The organism is Dactylosporangium cerinum, from assembly GCF_042653625.1.
Lineage (GTDB): Bacteria > Actinomycetota > Actinomycetes > Mycobacteriales > Micromonosporaceae > Dactylosporangium > Dactylosporangium cerinum.
In genome coordinates this window covers 1-14,906 of sequence record NZ_JBHSIU010000037.1, presented here as the reverse complement: position 1 = coordinate 14,906, position 14,906 = coordinate 1, and the positions used below count along the sequence as shown (strand labels likewise).

The 14,906-nt window shown below is 69.2% G+C and carries 15 protein-coding genes and 1 pseudogene; all 16 read right to left on the bottom strand.

Annotation, left to right across the window (positions count from 1 at the left end):
• Positions 1-112 precede the first annotated feature (112 nt).
• The gene (locus ACFPIJ_RS26665; RefSeq protein ID WP_380118426.1) at positions 113-1,705 is read right to left on the bottom strand and encodes a glycoside hydrolase family 13 protein; all 1,593 of its coding nucleotides are present in this window, start codon (positions 1,703-1,705) and stop codon (positions 113-115) included.
• A gap of 77 nt (positions 1,706-1,782) precedes the next feature.
• The gene (locus ACFPIJ_RS26660) at positions 1,783-2,838 is read right to left on the bottom strand and encodes a carbohydrate ABC transporter permease (RefSeq protein WP_380118423.1); all 1,056 of its coding nucleotides are present in this window, start codon (positions 2,836-2,838) and stop codon (positions 1,783-1,785) included.
• Positions 2,835-3,797 (bottom strand): carbohydrate ABC transporter permease, encoded by a 963-nt coding sequence (locus ACFPIJ_RS26655; RefSeq protein WP_380118421.1) that lies wholly within the window; start codon positions 3,795-3,797, stop codon positions 2,835-2,837. Before ACFPIJ_RS26655 ends, ACFPIJ_RS26660 begins: the two co-directional genes overlap by 4 nt.
• Positions 3,798-3,910: 113 nt before the next feature.
• On the bottom strand, positions 3,911-5,287 hold the full coding sequence (locus ACFPIJ_RS26650) for an extracellular solute-binding protein (RefSeq protein ID WP_380118419.1): 1,377 nt from the start codon (positions 5,285-5,287) through the stop codon (positions 3,911-3,913).
• 473 nt (positions 5,288-5,760) lie between these two features.
• Positions 5,761-6,801, bottom strand: a complete 1,041-nt coding sequence (locus ACFPIJ_RS26645; protein ID WP_380118417.1) for a LacI family DNA-binding transcriptional regulator — start codon at positions 6,799-6,801, stop codon at positions 5,761-5,763.
• Between the two features lie 123 nt (positions 6,802-6,924).
• Positions 6,925-7,407 carry a hypothetical protein gene (locus ACFPIJ_RS26640; protein WP_203854746.1) on the bottom strand — a complete coding sequence of 161 codons (483 nt, stop codon included), beginning with the start codon at positions 7,405-7,407 and terminating at the stop codon, positions 6,925-6,927.
• Positions 7,408-7,415: 8 nt separating this feature from the next.
• Complete coding sequence (locus tag ACFPIJ_RS26635; RefSeq protein ID WP_203854747.1) at positions 7,416-7,778, bottom strand: response regulator; 363 nt, start codon at positions 7,776-7,778, stop codon at positions 7,416-7,418.
• Positions 7,775-8,251 (bottom strand): chemotaxis protein CheX, encoded by a 477-nt coding sequence (locus ACFPIJ_RS26630; protein WP_203854748.1) that lies wholly within the window; start codon positions 8,249-8,251, stop codon positions 7,775-7,777. The genes ACFPIJ_RS26635 and ACFPIJ_RS26630 overlap by 4 nt, the downstream gene beginning before the upstream one ends.
• The gene (locus tag ACFPIJ_RS26625) at positions 8,248-8,649 is read right to left on the bottom strand and encodes a response regulator (protein WP_327008657.1); all 402 of its coding nucleotides are present in this window, start codon (positions 8,647-8,649) and stop codon (positions 8,248-8,250) included. Before ACFPIJ_RS26625 ends, ACFPIJ_RS26630 begins: the two co-directional genes overlap by 4 nt.
• A gap of 6 nt (positions 8,650-8,655) precedes the next feature.
• On the bottom strand, positions 8,656-9,513 hold the full coding sequence (locus ACFPIJ_RS26620; RefSeq protein WP_380118414.1) for a CheR family methyltransferase: 858 nt from the start codon (positions 9,511-9,513) through the stop codon (positions 8,656-8,658).
• Positions 9,510-10,721, bottom strand: a complete 1,212-nt coding sequence (locus ACFPIJ_RS26615) for a protein-glutamate methylesterase/protein-glutamine glutaminase (protein ID WP_380118411.1) — start codon at positions 10,719-10,721, stop codon at positions 9,510-9,512. The genes ACFPIJ_RS26620 and ACFPIJ_RS26615 overlap by 4 nt, the downstream gene beginning before the upstream one ends.
• 152 nt (positions 10,722-10,873) lie before the next feature.
• Positions 10,874-11,764: a hypothetical protein gene (locus tag ACFPIJ_RS26610; RefSeq protein ID WP_380118409.1), complete on the bottom strand. Its 891-nt coding sequence runs from the start codon at positions 11,762-11,764 to the stop codon at positions 10,874-10,876.
• Positions 11,765-11,853: 89 nt separating this feature from the next.
• The gene (locus tag ACFPIJ_RS26605) at positions 11,854-13,395 is read right to left on the bottom strand and encodes a methyl-accepting chemotaxis protein (RefSeq protein ID WP_380118407.1); all 1,542 of its coding nucleotides are present in this window, start codon (positions 13,393-13,395) and stop codon (positions 11,854-11,856) included.
• A gap of 6 nt (positions 13,396-13,401) precedes the next feature.
• A complete protein-coding gene (locus ACFPIJ_RS26600) occupies positions 13,402-13,854 on the bottom strand; it encodes a chemotaxis protein CheW (protein ID WP_203854754.1) in 453 nt (150 codons plus the stop codon).
• A gap of 2 nt (positions 13,855-13,856) precedes the next feature.
• Entirely contained in the window at positions 13,857-14,291 is a 435-nt protein-coding gene (locus ACFPIJ_RS26595) for a chemotaxis protein CheW (protein ID WP_380118404.1), read from the bottom strand.
• 274 nt (positions 14,292-14,565) lie between these two features.
• Positions 14,566-14,760 (bottom strand): annotated as a pseudogene (locus ACFPIJ_RS26590) (chemotaxis protein CheW); the annotation flags it as partial.
• Positions 14,761-14,906 lie beyond the last annotated feature (146 nt).

Below are 14,906 nucleotides of genomic sequence, written 5' to 3'. Positions count from 1 at the left end.
GTGCGACCGCCCGGCGATCAGGGGCGCCGCCCTGGCCGGCTGGCGCTGGGCTCGGTGGCGGCCGGGGCCCAGCGCCAGGTTCCAGGCGGCGTATGCGGGGTGCTGTGGTGCGTCAGGACAGCCGCAGCCAGGCTGAGGCGTCCGCGGGAAGCGTGCCGTCGTCGTTGAGCGGCACGCTGCTGACGAGCACCTCGCGGTGCGGCGGCAGCGGGGTCGGTGCGGTGCCGAGGTTGGTGACGTTGGCGAAGGTGTCGTCGCGGGCGAAGGCCAGCACGTCCGGCGCGGAGTCGAGCCAGCGCATCGGGCCGTCGCCGAGGGACGGCTCGGCACGGCGGACGCGCAGGGCGTCGCGGTACAGCTCCAGGAACGAGCCCGGGACGCCCTCCTGCGCCGTGACGGTCTTGCCGGCCCAGGTGGCGGGCTGCGGCAGCCACGGCTGGCCGGCGGCGTCGGCCGGGCTGAAGCCGAACGGGGCGGCGTCACCGGACCAGGGCAACGGCACCCGGCAGCCGTCCCGGCCGGGGTTGGTGCCGCCGGAGCGGTGGAACATCGGGTCCTCGCGCAGCGCATCGTCGAGGTCCTCGACCTCTTCCAGGCCCAGTTCCTCGCCCTGGTACAGGTAGACCGCGCCGGGCAGCGACATGATGAGCAGCGCGGCGGCGCGCGCCCGGCGGGTGCCGAGGGCGAGGTCGGACGGCACGTCGCGGCGCTTCTCGGCGAAGGAGAAGTTGGTGGACTCGCGGCCGAAGCGGGTGACCTCGCGGGTCACGTCGTGGTTCGACAGGACCCAGGTGGCCGGCGCGGCGACCGGTGCGTGCACCTCGAGGGTCATGTCGATCTCGTAGCGCAGCCGGGCGGCCTCCCACGGCGCGTTGAGGAACGCGAAGTTGAAGGCGGTGTGCAGCTCGTTCGGCGCCAGGTAGCGGGCGAAGGCCTCGTGGTCGGGCAGCCACACCTCGCCGATGAGGGCGCGCGGCGGGCTGTACGTGTCGGAGATGCGCCGCCAGCTCTGGTAGACGTCGTGGATGCCCTCGTTGTCCTCGTAGACGTCACTGACCAGCGGGTCCTTGATGAGCACGGCGGCGGAGTCGATGCGGATGCCGTCGATGCCCCGGTCGAGCCAGAACCGCACGATGTCCTCGAACTCGTCGCGGACGGCCGGGTGGTCCCAGTTGAAGTCGGGCTGCTCGGAGGCGAAGAGGTGCAGGTACCACTCGCCGTCGGGGACGCGGGTCCAGGCGGGGCCGCCGAAGATGGACTGCAGGTCGGTCGGCGGCTGTTCGCCGTCGGCGCCGCGGCCCTTGCGGAACCAGAAGAGGTCGCGTTCGGGTGAGCCGGGCGCCGACGCCAGGGCCTTCTGGAACCAGGCGTGCTGGTCGGAGCAGTGGTTGGGCACGATGTCGCAGATGACGCGGATGCCGGCGGCGTGCGCCTCCTCGATCAGCTTCTCGGCTTCCGCGAGGGTGCCGAAGATCGGGTCGATGGCGCGGAAGTCGGCGACGTCGTAGCCGCCGTCGGCGAGCGGGGACGGATACCACGGCACGATCCAGATCGCGTCGACGCCCAGGCCGGCCAGGTACGGCAGCTTGGAACGCAGGCCCGCCAGGTCGCCGATGCCGTCGCCGTTGCCGTCGGCGAAACTCCGCAGATAGACCTGGTAGATAGCGGCGCTGCGCCACCAAGCTTGGTGGTGTTGGTCGGCCACGTGGAACCTGCTTTCTCACACTCGGATTGCCTGTACGCGACTGTCGGGGGCGTGGGGTGCTGCGAAGGGTGGTGGGCTCAGCCCTTCACGGCTCCTCCCAATCCTGCGCCGGAGAGGAACAGCCGCTGGAAGGCGATGAAGAAGATGACCGGGATGAGCGTCGAAATCGCGAGGGCCGCGAGGAACACACCGAGGTCGGTCTGTGACGCGATCGCGGGCAGGCGCACCGACAACGGCTGCTTGGTCGGATCCTTGAGCACCAGCATCGGCCAGAGGAAGTCCTTCCAGCTCGCGATCAGCGCGAACACCGACACGACGCCGAGGATCGGCTTCGACATCGGCAGGACCACCGACCAGAACAACCGGAAGGAGCTGGCGCCGTCGACCTTGGCCGCCTCGAACACCTCGCGCGGCAGCCCGTCGAAGAACCGGGTCATGAGCACGACGTTGAAGGCGCTCGCGCCGGACGGCAGCCAGACGGCGAGGAAGTTGTTGATGAGCGAGGTGCCGACGACCGGCGGGTTGAGGATCGTGAGGTACAGCGGCACGAGGAGCACGACGCTCGGCACGAACAGGGTCGCGATGACGAGACCGTTGACGATTTTGCCCCAGGCCGGCCGCAGGACCGACAGCACGTAGCCGCCCGTGGTCGCGACGACCATCTGCACGAACCAGGACCCGACCGCGAGCCAGATCGTGTTCATGAAGTACAGCCTGATCTGGACTTCGTTCCACGCGATGGAGATGTTCGACAGGGCGACGCCGTGCGGGAAGATCGCCAGCGGCGTGCGGATGATGTCCTGCGTCGGGGTGATCGCGAACTTGGCGAGCAGCAGCATGGGCCCGACGCCGACCACGAGCAGCAGCGCCAGCAGCACCGTGTGCAGGGTCTTCATGGTGAAGCGGACTCTGGGGGTGCGCCAGTCCTTCTCGGACACGTAGCCGCGGCCGCCCTCGAAGTCGGACTTGCGGCGCTTGCGCAGCCGGACGGCCTTGGGCGAGCCGGCCGGACCGGCCCCGCCGGGCGTCTGTCCCCACGCGCCGGCGGCGGCGAGACCGGCGTCCCGCTTGCCGGTGGGATTGGTGACGGTCATCGTGCTCTTCCCCTCCCGGGCGTGGTGTTGGCCGGTCACGACTTGCTCCAGCCGGACGTCAGCTTGAAGTACACCAGCGACAGGATCGCCAGGAACGTGGCGAGCAGGACCGACAGGGCCGTCGCCGCGCCGTAGTTCCCGCCGAGGGACCGGCCGAACGCGTAGTCGTAGATCATCAGCAGGATCGTCAGCGTGGCGCCCGCGGGACCGCCGCCGGTGAACAGGTAGGGCTCCAGGAACACCTGGACCGTACCGATGATCTGCAGGATGAACGTGATGAGCAGGACGCCGCGCAGTTGCGGCATGCTCACGTGCCAGACCCGGCGCCAGATGCCCGCGCCGTCGACCTCGGCGGCGTCGTACAGCTCGTCGGGGACGCTCAGCAGGGCGGCCAGGTAGATGATCACGGTGCCGCCGGCCGCGGCCCAGGTCGCTTCGAGGACGAGGGAGGGCATGGCCAGATCCTGGTCGGAGAGCCAGGCGTACGGGCCGAGTCCGACGTACCCGAGGATCGTGTTGAACACGCCGCCCGGGGCCCCGTCGTAGAAGAACTTCCACAGCAGGACGGCGACGACGGGCGGCACCACCACCGGCAGGTAGGCGAGCACCGAGAACAGACCCTTGCGGCGCCGGACCGAGCTGATGAGCACCGCGGTCACGAGCGGGAGCGGGTATCCGAACACCAGGGCCAGCAGGGCGAAGTACAGCGTGTTGAGGATCGCCTTGGGCAGGTCGGGGTCGGTGAGCACGAACTCGAAGTTCTTCCAGCCCACCCACGTCGGTGTCCCGATGAGGTTGGTCTTCTGGAAGCTCATGATGATCGACCGCACGATCGGCCACCACGAGAAGACCCCGAAGATGATCAGGACCGGCAGGGCGAACAGGACCGAGCTCAGCCCGCCGCGCTGGACCCAGGTGGCCAGGCTGCGCCGTTTGGGGCGCCTATCCGTTGCCGGCTGGTGGTTGCCCGTAGGCCGCAGGGCGCCCGGAGCACTCACGGCACATCACTCCTCGTCCTCATTGCCAGTCCTGGTTGCGGGGCAGAGCCCCAGGTGTGGGCCGCGGTCTCCCGCGGCCCACACCTTGCGGATCACTTGGGTGGTGGTGAGGATCAGCCGGCCGAGTCGATGGCGCGCTGCGCCTTCGCGTTGGCGTCGGTGAGGAGCTTGTCGATGTCGGCGTTCTTATCGGTCAGGACCGCCTGGACCACCGTGTCGAGCGACTTGTAGACGTCCTGGGTCGCGATGGCCGGCTCGTTGACGAGCTTGGCGTCGAAGACCTTCGTGGTGAAGGAGGTCATCTGGTCCAGCGGCACGTTGACGTAGGACTTGATCCAGTCCTGGTAGGTCTGGTACTGCTGCTGCGAGAAGATCGGCAGCTCGGGGGTGCCGACGGGCTGCTTGCTGGCGACCTGGATCTCAGCGTTCTTCTTCGCGGCGTCCTGGTTGGTGTACTTGCGCAGGTAGTGGTAGTCGATCCACTTGACCGCCGCGGCCTTCTCGTTCGCGGTGGCCGTCTTGGCCACGGCCGCCATGGTGCCGCCGCCGAGGACGCCGGCGTCGCTGCCCGTGAGCGGGATCATCGTGAGGCCGTACTGCTTCGGGTTGATGTTGTTGGTCTGCACGAGGCTCGTGTAGACGTCCTGGCCCGAGGTGTACATGCCGACCTTGCCGGCGGCGAAGGCCTGGTTGATGCCGGTCCAGTCGTAGTCGAAGTTGGCGCCCATGGAGTTGTCGGTCCAGCGCATGTCCTTCAGGAACTGCAGCGAGGCCTTGGTCGCGTCGTTGGTGAGGGTGGCCTTCTTGCCGTCCTCGAGGCGACCGCCGCGGGCGTAGGTGTCGACCGTCAGCTGCCAGCCACCGGTCGCGTCCTTCGCCATCTGGGCGAAGCCGGCCACGCCGGGGTTCTTGGTCGCGATCGCCTTGGCGGCGGTGCGGACCTCGTCCCACGTCGTCGGCGGCTTGTTGGGGTCGAGCCCGGCCGAGGTGAACAGGTCACGGTTGTAGTGCAGGCCGATCGCGTAGACGCTCTTCGCGGGGATGGCGTAGGTGTGACCGTCCGGGCCCTGGCCGTACTGCAGCAGGTTCTTGTTGAAGTTGCCCGCGTACGACAGCGTGCTCAGCGACGACTGCATGTCCGCGATCTGCCCGTTGGCGATCAGCGTCTTCGCGTCGGTGAAGGGGATCTCGAAGACCGTCGGCAGCGTGCCACCCGCGAGGTCGGCCGCGAACGTGGTGGCCTTCCACTCGTAGTCCTTGGTCTTGACGGTGATCTTCGGGTTTTCCTTCTGGAAGTCCGCGACCTCGTCCGCGAGCGCCTTCTGGGCCTCGGGCTTCGCGCCCGGAAGCAGACCCACGACGTTCAGCGTGACGGCGGCGTTGGCGTCGGCGGCAGGTTCCTTCTTGTCGTCGCCGCACGCGACGAGCGTGCTGGTGAGCGCCAGCGCACCGGCGATGGCGATCGCCATCCTGGTACGGGAGTACTTCATCGTCGCTCCTTGTTTGGGGTGTGGAGTCATCCGGCCCATCACGGACTGGGCCGATAGTTCGGGGTCGTGCGGTGCGGCTCGGGGCGTCCTACCTGGACCGCTCCGCACGGTTGCGCAGCATGGGGTCGGCTGCCGGGTATGCACTCGTGCTTTCAGGTGCATTGCTGATCGGTTTCCGTCGTATCGCGTCAGCGTTTCGGCCTGGCGTAGGCAAGAGATTAGGCTCACTCACCACAAGAAGTCCATGGGCCGTTGCAAAATTTTAATGATCCACAAGCAGTTCCTTGCATGGACCCGCTCCCATGCGCCGGTGACTTGCACGAAAGCGCCCGAAATCGTGCAGCACGGCGGGATCACCCTTGACAGCACGCGCAGGTAAGGTCGCGATCCGCGACGGGAAGACAGTTGCGGGCACAACGAAAGAGCGCCACGACTCCATGCAGGAGTCGTGGCGCTGCGCGCAGTTGCGGAACTTACGCGGCCGAGGCCGCCTTCGACGGCTTGGGCGCGGCGACCTTCAGGGCGCCCGTGGAGCCCCGCACGACCAGCTCCGGCTCGAAGAGCATCTCCTCGGTCGGCACGAGCGTGCCGGCCACCTGGCTGACGAGGAGGGTCACCGCGGCCTGCCCCATCGCCTGGATGGGCTGGCGGACCGTGGTCAGCGGCGGGTCGGTGCAGTTCATGAAGAGGGAGTCGTCGAACCCGACCACGGAGATGTCGTCGGGGACCTCACGGCCCAGCCGCCGCGCCGCCCGGATCGCGCCGAGCGCCTGGACGTCGCTGGCGCAGATGATGCCGGTGACGCCGTGCTTGATGAGCCGCGTGGCGCCGGCCCGGCCGCCCTCCATCGAGAAGATGACGCGCTCGACGTCCTCGTCGTTGACGGTGTCGTTGAACCGTGCGGCCGCCTCGAAGGCGGTCAGCTTGCGGTTGGACGGGGCGTGGTCCGCCGGGCCGAGGATCAGCCCGATGCGCTTGTGTCCGAGCGAGACCAGATGGTTGAAGGCCTGGTCCACCGCGTGGCCGTCGTCGACCGACACCCGCGGGAAGCCCAGGTCGTCGATCGCGGCGTTGACCAGCACCGCGGGCAGGCCGCGCTCATGCAGGCGGTGGTAGTGCTCGTGCTCTGCGGCGGCCTGGTGATAGAGCCCGCCACAGAAGATGATGCCGGACACGTGCTGGTCCAGCAGCATCTCGACGTAGTCGGCCTCCGAGACACCGTCCGCGGTGCGGGTGCACAGCACCGGCGTGAAGCCGCGCTTGGACAGCGCGCCGGCGACCACCTCGGCGAAGGCCGGGAAGATCGGGTTCTGCAGTTCCGGCAGCACGAGGCCCACGAGGCGGGCACGCTCGCCGCGCAGTTTCGTCGGGCGCTCATAGCCCAGGACGTCGAGCGCGGTGAGCACAGCGGTGCGGGTAGCGTCTGAGATGCCGGGCTTGCCGTTGAGCACCCGACTCACGGTCGCCTCGCTCACGCCGGCGTACTTCGCCACCTCAGCGAGTCGTCGAGTCATGTCCGCAAGCGTAGTGCATGGCTACGCAATTTTTTGCACGATGTCGCCCACCCAACCGCCCCGACCCTGATCATGCGGCTGCGACCGCCGGAAAACCGGTACAAAAGGTCGCAGCCGCAACGATCAACCGGCGAGTGCGATCGAGATCTTCCCGGCGCCGTAACCGGAGACGTCGACCTTGAGGTCGAGCCGCCGTCCGAGCGCGAGGAGCCAGTTCACCGCGTCGGTCGGCGCGCTCTCCCCGGGCAGGAACGTCTGGTACAGCTTCAGGCGCGGGACGCCCTCCTTGTTGAGCAGGCCGGCGAGGATGTTGCACACCTCGATGGCGTTCTCACCGATCATCTTGGAGATCTCGTTGTCCTCGATGCACGCCTCCGCGCCACCCGGCGGGATCAGACCGATCGCGGCACCGGCGAAGGCGGTGAGCGCGAAGTCCATCCCGATCACGGCCAGCAGCTGCGACCGTTCGTCGGTGTAGAGGGCGACCAGGGTCTTGGGGACGTCAGCGGACCGGAGCGGTTCGGCCGGGTTGACCGTGACCGGCCGGCCGAGAAGGTCGTCAAAGAGGTCCTTGACAGCCTTAGGAACGGGCAGAACATGCGACATGGCTCAAATCATCCCAAAATTGGGTCGAGTGCGTCCTTGAATGTGTCCGCTGTAAACGGCTTGGTGACCAGGAACAGCGCGCCCGCGTCCTCCGCTGCCTGCCGCATCTCCGGCGTGCCCTCGGACGTCACGAAGCCGAACGGCACCTGGTCGCCGTTGGCCCGCAGCATCCGCAGGACCTCGACGCCGGTCATGTGCGGCATGTTCCAGTCCGACAGCACCAGATCCGGCTTCTCCGCGACGGCCTTGTCGAAGGCCTCCTGCCCGTCGCACGCCTCGACCAGATCGTGTCCTTCATAGCCGGCCTGCCGAAGGGTACGGGTCACGATCTGCCGCATGACCCGGCTGTCGTCGGCGATCAGAATCTTCATGCGCTTGCTCCAGCAAGATCGGTGGTGCTCTCCAGAACGGTCACGGTGACCGACTCGTCCATCCAGGTGCCGTCGAGGTGGCACACCTCGGTGACATGCGGGTAGCGACCCTGCGTCCCCTCGACGTGCACGTGCGGCAGTGACAGTGCGCTGGGCTCCGGCAGCAGGCTCTTCACGTTGCCGCCGATGATGTTCGCCAGCTCACCCAGGGCGTCGGCGACGTCTTCCTCGGCCACGTCGTCGAATTCGATGCCCAGCAGCGCCGCGGCGACGTTCTTCGACGCCGCGTCGGAGCAGCTGACCAGGACGTGCCCACGCCAGGCGCCGGTGACGGAGACCGAGGCCGTGACGTCGGCCTGGTGTTTCTCCGCGGGGACCGGCACCAGTGGACTGGAGCCGTCGAGGTCGAGGTAGGAGGACCAGACCTGCTCGGCGATGACCTTGAGGTCATCCTCGGTCGGGTTCGTCGTCATGCTGCGACTCCGTTCGGGACGAGGCCAAGCAGTGCCAACTTGTCGATGATCGCGTCCGGCGTGAACGGCTTGATCACGTACTCGTGCGCCCCCGACGCGAGGGCCCGCACGATCTGGCTCTGCTCGCTCTCCGTCGTGACCATCATCAACGTCATCCCGCGCAGGCGGGGCTCGGCACGGACCGCGGTCACGAACTCCAGCCCGTTCATCTCGGGCATGTTCCAGTCGACCAGCGCCAGGCCGGGGATCTCGCCGTCACCGTCGAGAACGTTGGCCGTGAGGTAGTCCATCGCCTCTTGGCCGTTGCCCGCCTCGACCACGTCGAAGCCGAGCTGTGCCACGATCCGCTTCAAAATGAGGCGCATCGCGCGCGAATCGTCGATCACCATGGTGAGCATCTGGCGTCACCCCTTTCCTACTGCGCTCACGGAAGCGGCGGTCTTCGGTGCGGTCCGCAGCTTGTAGGCGGACGTCCGGCCGGCGACCACCCGTTCGAATCTGTCGTCGATGCCGATCGTGGTCTCGGCCGACCCCAGGAAGAGCCAGCCGTCGGGCCGTAGCGTGCCGGCGACCCGTTGCAGCACCGTCCGCTTCGTCTGCACATCGAAGTAGATCAGCACATTACGGATGAACACGATGTCGAACGGCCCCATCGAGGGGAACGGCGCGGCCAGGTTGAGCCGGCGGAACGAGACATGTTTGCGCAGGCCCTGGGCGACCTGCCAGTGCGCGCCGCTGCGCTCGAAGTGCTTCACCAGCAGGGGCGCCGGAAGTCCCCGGTTGACCTCCAGCTGGGTGTACTGGCCCGCCTCGGCCCGGGTGAGCATCTCGGTGGAGATGTCGGTGCCGATGATGTCGAAGGACCAGCCGGGCGGCAGGTTGTCGTGCAGCACCATCGCGATCGTGTACGGCTCCTGCCCGCTGGAGCTCGCCGCCGACCAGACCTTGATCGAGCGGGTGGTCGCCCGGCGGACCAGCAGGTCCGGCAGCACCGTGTCGACGAGTTGCTTGAACGGCTCACCGTCGCGGAAGAACGACGTCTCGTTGGTGGTGAGCGCGTCCACGATCTTGCGGTGGACCTCCGGCTCGGGGCGCTGCTGGGCCCGGGCGACGAACTCCGACACGCTCGGCAGGCCGGACTGCCGGGCCAGCGGCAGCAGCCTCGCCTCCACCAGGTACTCCTTGCCCGCCTCGAGCACGATTGCCGCATCGCGTCGAACGAGGCCGCTGATGAAGGCGAACTCCTGGGCAGTCAATGTCATCGGGTCACCTCCATGGACTTCGCACCCCGACCACCGGCGGTACGGCTGATGAGATGGTGGGCGATCTCGCCCAGCGGTAGGACGGCGTGCGCGAGGCCGGCCGTCGCCACCGCGCCCGGCATGCCCCAGACGACCGAGGTCGCCTCGTCCTGCGCGACGATCTCCGCGCCGGCACCGCGCAGCTGCTCGGCGCCGCGTTTCCCGTCCTGGCCCATCCCGGTGAGGATGATCGCGAGCGTGGCGCCGCCGTAGGTCTTCGCCACCGAACGGAACAGCACATCGACGGCCGGCCGGCAGAAGTTCTCCGGCGGACCGGTGTTGAGCTTCGTGACCACCTCGGTCCCGCGACGGTGCACCTCCAGGTGGAAGTCGCCGGGCGCGATGTACACGGTGCCGGGCCGCACGGTCATGTCGCCGGTCGCCTCGACGACGGTCAGCGCCGCGGTCCGGTCGAGCCGGTCGGCGAACATCTTGGTGAAGACGGGCGGCATGTGCTGCACCACGACCACCGGCACCGGCAGGTTCGCCGGCAGGGCCCGCACGACGGTGGTCAGCGCGTCCGGCCCGCCGGTCGAGCAGCCGATGGTGACGACCTCGACCCGGTCGCCGCGCGGCGACGTGCGGGCCGGCGCGGTCGTGGGCGGCGCGGTCACCGGTGGGCGGACCGACCCCGGCAGCGGGTTGCCACCGGGGCGGGCAAGGGGCGGCGCGACGGCGTGGCTGGTGCCGAACGTCCGGGTGTTGGGCCCGATGTTGGGTCCGATGCCGATCGGCGGCCGCGTCGGCGCCGTGAGCGCGGACCGGCGGCCACCGCACAGGGCGTGGATCCGCGGGATGATCTGCTCGCGGACCGACCGGATGCTCTCCGCGACGCTGCCGACGTTGGCCGGCTTGGTGACGTAGTCGCTGGCCCCCGCCGACAGCGCGTCGAGGGTCGCCGTCGCACCGGCCGCGGTGAGCGTGCTGAACATGATGACCGGGAGCCGGACGTACAGGGCGCGGATCGCGCGCAGGGTCTCGAGACCGTCCATGATCGGCATCTCGATGTCCAGGGTCACCAGGTCCGGGCGGAGCTGCTCGATCTTCGTGAGCGCCACCTTCCCGTTCGGGGCGGTGCCGACCACGCGGATCTCCGCGTCGTCGCTGAGCGCGTCGGTGATCAGACGCCGGACGACGACTGAGTCGTCCACCACCAGAACCGAGATCACGCGCCCTTGCCTCCAGCACCGGGGGCCTCAGGCGAACAAGCGAGGCCCATCACGTTCCAGCGGGCTAATCGGCGGTGCTCCGGGGACGATGAGGGAAATTCCAAAAGAACCGCCCCTGCCCGGAGCATTCCGGACAGGGGCGATGTTTGGGCTCAAGGGGCGAGCGGCCCCATCGCGGTGAAGTACGGGTCCAGCAGCCGGCGCGACGTCGTGGAGTCCAGCAGGTCGCGCACCATGAGGGCCTGGACCGCGCCGCTGAGCAGGTTCCACACTCCGCCGGCCCGGTCGCTGACCGGCACCCCGGAGCGGTCCAGGGCCTGCACCAGCAGCAGCTGCGCGGCGGCACCGGCGCGGACCCGGCCGGAGAGGAAGACGGCCCAGGACGCGGAGTGCACGGCCGGCGCCCAGTCGGTCAGGCCCGGGCGGGAGGTGTCGGTGACCTTGTTGAGCTGGCGCATCTCGGCCGGGGACAGCGAGCCGACCCGGCGCAGCAGCTGGTGCAGGTCGTCGGCCTGCGGGCCGAGGTCGTGCTCGCGCTCGGGCAGGGCGCGCAGCGCGGCGGCGTAGGGGGCGCTCAGCCGGCGCCGCGACTCGTCGCTCAGCAGCTCCCGCAGGTAGGCGGCCGCGGCGGCGTCGGACAGCACGCCGGTGGCCTTGCTCGCGACCTCGCTCTGGCGCTGCCGCGGGGCGCGCACCTGTGGGGTCGGCATCGTGGCCTGCGCCGGGCGGTTGCCCCAGGTCCAGTCGAGGATGTCGTAGCGCAGGCAGTGCAGCAGCCCGTCGAGGGTGCCGAGCGGGGCGCGCTCGACCACGGCGAGCGCACCGGCGTCGGCGTTCACCGCGCGGCGCTCCTGAGCGGCGGCGTCGACGTCGCGCCACAGGTCGACCCGGTCCCAGTCGTCGTCGGCGCGGGCCGACGCAACCGCATCAAGGTCACTCTGAGTGAGCGAGAGTCCGCGGAGCAGCACATCGGCGGCGGCCGATCCGCCCTGCAGGCGGGAGAGGTCGAAGCCGAGAACGGGGGCGCTAACCAGGCTGTACATGGCAACTAGTCTGCAACGCAGCTGCACCCCGGTCTGTCAGCCAAAAGGGTCGCGGGCGGGGCACTGGGAGCGTACCCCGCCCGGCCGGGTCAGATCTTGAACCGTGCGACGAGTGCGCGCATCTCGCTCGACATGCGGGACAGATCCGAAGCCGCGCGTTGCGCCTCGGCTACGTTGAGTGACGTGTTCTGGGTGGCGGCGGCGACCGTGGAGACGTTGGTGGCGATCTCGACGGAGCCGGTCGCGGCCTCGCTGACGCTGCGGTTCATCTCGTTGGTCGTGGCCGTCTGCTCCTCGACGGCGGAGGCGATGGTGAGCTGGTAGTCGTTGATCCGCGAGATGATCTGGCTGATCTCACCGATCGCGGCGACCGCTCCGGTGGTGTCCGCCTGGATCGCCTCGACCCGCCGGGAGATGTCCTCGGTGGCCCGCGCGGTCTCCTGGGCCAGGTCCTTGACCTCGTTGGCGACGACGGCGAAGCCCTTGCCCGCCTCGCCCGCGCGGGCCGCCTCGATCGTGGCGTTCAACGCGAGCAGGTTGGTCTGCTCCGCGATCGAGGTGATGACCTTGACGACGTTGCCGATCTCCGTGGAGGACTCGCCGAGCCGGGCGACCGCCTGGTTGGTCGACTCGGCCGCCATCACCGCCTGCGACGCGACCTTCGCCGCCTCGCTGGCGTTCTGCGCGATCTCGCGGATCGACAGCCCCATCTCGTCGGCGCCGGCCGCGACGGTCTGCACGTTGCGGGAGACCTGTTCGGCCGCGGCGGCGACGAGGTTGGCCTGGTCGCTGGCCTCGCCGGTGCCGCTGGCGATCTGCGCGCTCACGCCGGTGAGCTCACCGGCGGACGCGGCGAGGGACGAGGCGGTGTGGTCCATCGTCTGCACGGTGGTCCGCATGCTCTCGGTGGCCTTGTTGAGCGCGTCGGCCATGACGCCGACCTCGTCGTTGGAGCTGACCTCGACGCGGTTGCTGAGATCGCCGGCGGCGACGGCGCCGAGCACCTCGGCGACCCGGCGCAGCGGCCGCACGACCAGCCCGGTCACCCACAGACCGACGCCGAACGCGGCGAGCAGCCCGAGCACGGCCGCGCCGATCATCATCATCCGGCTGGACTCGTAGTTGTCCTGCGCTTCGGCGCGCCACTGCTCGGCCTCGGCGAACTCCGACGCCTGCAGCTCGTCGACGATCTCCTGCGCCTTGACGATCTGCGGGGTGCCCTTGGCCGCGGCGATCTGCACGTACAGGTCGACCCGGCCGGCGTTCGCGGCGGGGATCATCTCGGCGTCCCGCACGGTCTGGTACGCCTTCATCGCCGTCGCGGCGGCCTCGGCCCTGGTGGCGCGGGCGGCTGCGGCGCCGGCACGGTACCGCTCGATCGCCGCCATGACGCTCTTGTCGGCGGCGACGCGCTTGTCGTCGGAGAGCGCGCTGAGCGTGTCGGTGATGCCGTCGCGGATGTCGGAGAGGGCGGCGAACTGCGCGCTCTTCGCCGTGACCTTGCGGGTGGTGTCGTTGGCGTCACTCAGCCCTTTCAGCGCACCGAAGGTCATCGCGACCATGGCGATGCCGGCCACGGCGACGGCGCTGAGCACCTTCGCACGGACCCCGCGGTTGGTGAACCAGTTCATGGGGACCTATTCCTCGCGGTTGGTGCCGGGCTGGCTGGTGTTGACGGCCTTGGTGGTGTCGAGGGCGAGCAGCAGCCGGCCGTCGAGCTTGAACGCGCCGGTGATCAGGTGCCGGCTCGGCCCGTGCAGGGTGTCCGGCGGCGGCTCGAACGTGTCGTCCTGGAGCGTGACGACCTCGCCGATCCGGTCGACCAACAGGGAGACGGACTCCTCGTCGGTCTTCACGATCACGTTCATGGCCGGTTCGGCGCTCTTGGTGCGCGGTGGCAGGCCGAGCTGCACCCGCAGGTCGACGGCGGCGATCACCTGGCCGCGGAGGTTGAACAGCCCACCGACGGATTCCGGGGCGAGCGGCACGGGCGTGTACTGGTCGAAGGAGAGGACCTCCTGCACCTTGGCGACGTCGAGCCCGAAGAGCTGGTCGGCGACCTCGAAGGTGGCGTACTGGCGGCTGGCCATGATCAGGCTCCGGCGTGCTGGTAGGTGTAGTCGGCGTTGGAGTCCGACTGATACGGGTCGTACGGGTCGACGCTGTCGTCGATCTTGGTGTGGAAGAGGGGGTCGGCGGCGAGGATGGCGCGGCGCACGTCGAGCAGTTCGGTGACCCGCTGCTGGATGACGGCCGAGCCGAGCAGCCCGTCGTCGCCGAAGTCGCGGCGGGAGTCGTCCAGGCCCTCTTCGACGATGTCGAGGATCTTCTCCACCGCCAGGGCCATGGACCTGCCGTTCTCGGTGTAGACCACGACCGGGACCGTCGGCCCGGATTCGGTCTCGTACGCGCCGAGCAGGTGGGACAGGCGCAGCACCGGCAGGATCTGGTCGCGGTACTGCACCACCTCGCGGCTGCCCGTGCGTTCGATCCGCTCGACCGGGAACTCCTCCAGCCGGGTGACCATGTCCAGCGGGATGGCGACGCGGCGGTCGCCGACGCCGGCGATGAGGAGCCGGTCGCCGTTGCCGCCGCCGCGGCGGACGGTGGTGTCGCCGTCGGCCCGTTCCGCGCCGGCGGCGAGGTGGGCGCGCCGGGCGAGGGACGCGACGTCGAGGATGAGGGCGACCCGGCCGTCGCCGAGGAGGGTCGCGCCGGCGTAGGTGCCGATGTCCTTGAACCGTGAGGTGAGCGGCTTTGACCACGACCTCCTCGGTGTTGAGGACCCGGTCGACGACCAGCCCGAACCGTTTGCCCTCCGCCTGCAGCACGGCGACGTAGACGTCCTTGTCGTGTTCGCCGTCGCGGTGCAGCCCGAGGGTGTCGTCGAGGTAGACGAGCGGGAGGAGCTTGCCGCGCAGCCGGTACACGGGGGCGTCCATGGCGTGTTCGACGACCCGGCCCGACTGCCCGTCCAGATACACCAGCTCATGCACGGCGACCTGCGGGATCACGTACCGCTCATCACCACACTCGATCGTCAACGCCTGAATGATCGCCAGGGTCAACGGAATCGTCAGCCGCCACGTCGTGCCCTGACCCACCACCGAATCGACATCGACCGCACCACCGATCCGCTCGA

Coding starts and splice junctions, on each gene's coding strand:
- ACFPIJ_RS26600 (WP_203854754.1), bottom strand. CDS start 13,854: ATGGCCAGCCGCCAGTACGCCACCTTCGAGGTCGCCGACCAGCTCTTC.
- ACFPIJ_RS26610 (WP_380118409.1), bottom strand. CDS start 11,764: ATGTACAGCCTGGTTAGCGCCCCCGTTCTCGGCTTCGACCTCTCCCGC.
- ACFPIJ_RS26640 (WP_203854746.1), bottom strand. CDS start 7,407: ATGTCGCATGTTCTGCCCGTTCCTAAGGCTGTCAAGGACCTCTTTGAC.
- ACFPIJ_RS26635 (WP_203854747.1), bottom strand. CDS start 7,778: ATGAAGATTCTGATCGCCGACGACAGCCGGGTCATGCGGCAGATCGTG.
- ACFPIJ_RS26605 (WP_380118407.1), bottom strand. CDS start 13,395: ATGAACTGGTTCACCAACCGCGGGGTCCGTGCGAAGGTGCTCAGCGCC.
- ACFPIJ_RS26645 (WP_380118417.1), bottom strand. CDS start 6,801: ATGACTCGACGACTCGCTGAGGTGGCGAAGTACGCCGGCGTGAGCGAG.
- ACFPIJ_RS26650 (WP_380118419.1), bottom strand. CDS start 5,287: ATGAAGTACTCCCGTACCAGGATGGCGATCGCCATCGCCGGTGCGCTG.
- ACFPIJ_RS26595 (WP_380118404.1), bottom strand. CDS start 14,291: ATGGTCACCCGGCTGGAGGAGTTCCCGGTCGAGCGGATCGAACGCACG.
- ACFPIJ_RS26625 (WP_327008657.1), bottom strand. CDS start 8,649: ATGCTCACCATGGTGATCGACGATTCGCGCGCGATGCGCCTCATTTTG.
- ACFPIJ_RS26620 (WP_380118414.1), bottom strand. CDS start 9,513: ATGACATTGACTGCCCAGGAGTTCGCCTTCATCAGCGGCCTCGTTCGA.
- ACFPIJ_RS26630 (WP_203854748.1), bottom strand. CDS start 8,251: ATGACGACGAACCCGACCGAGGATGACCTCAAGGTCATCGCCGAGCAG.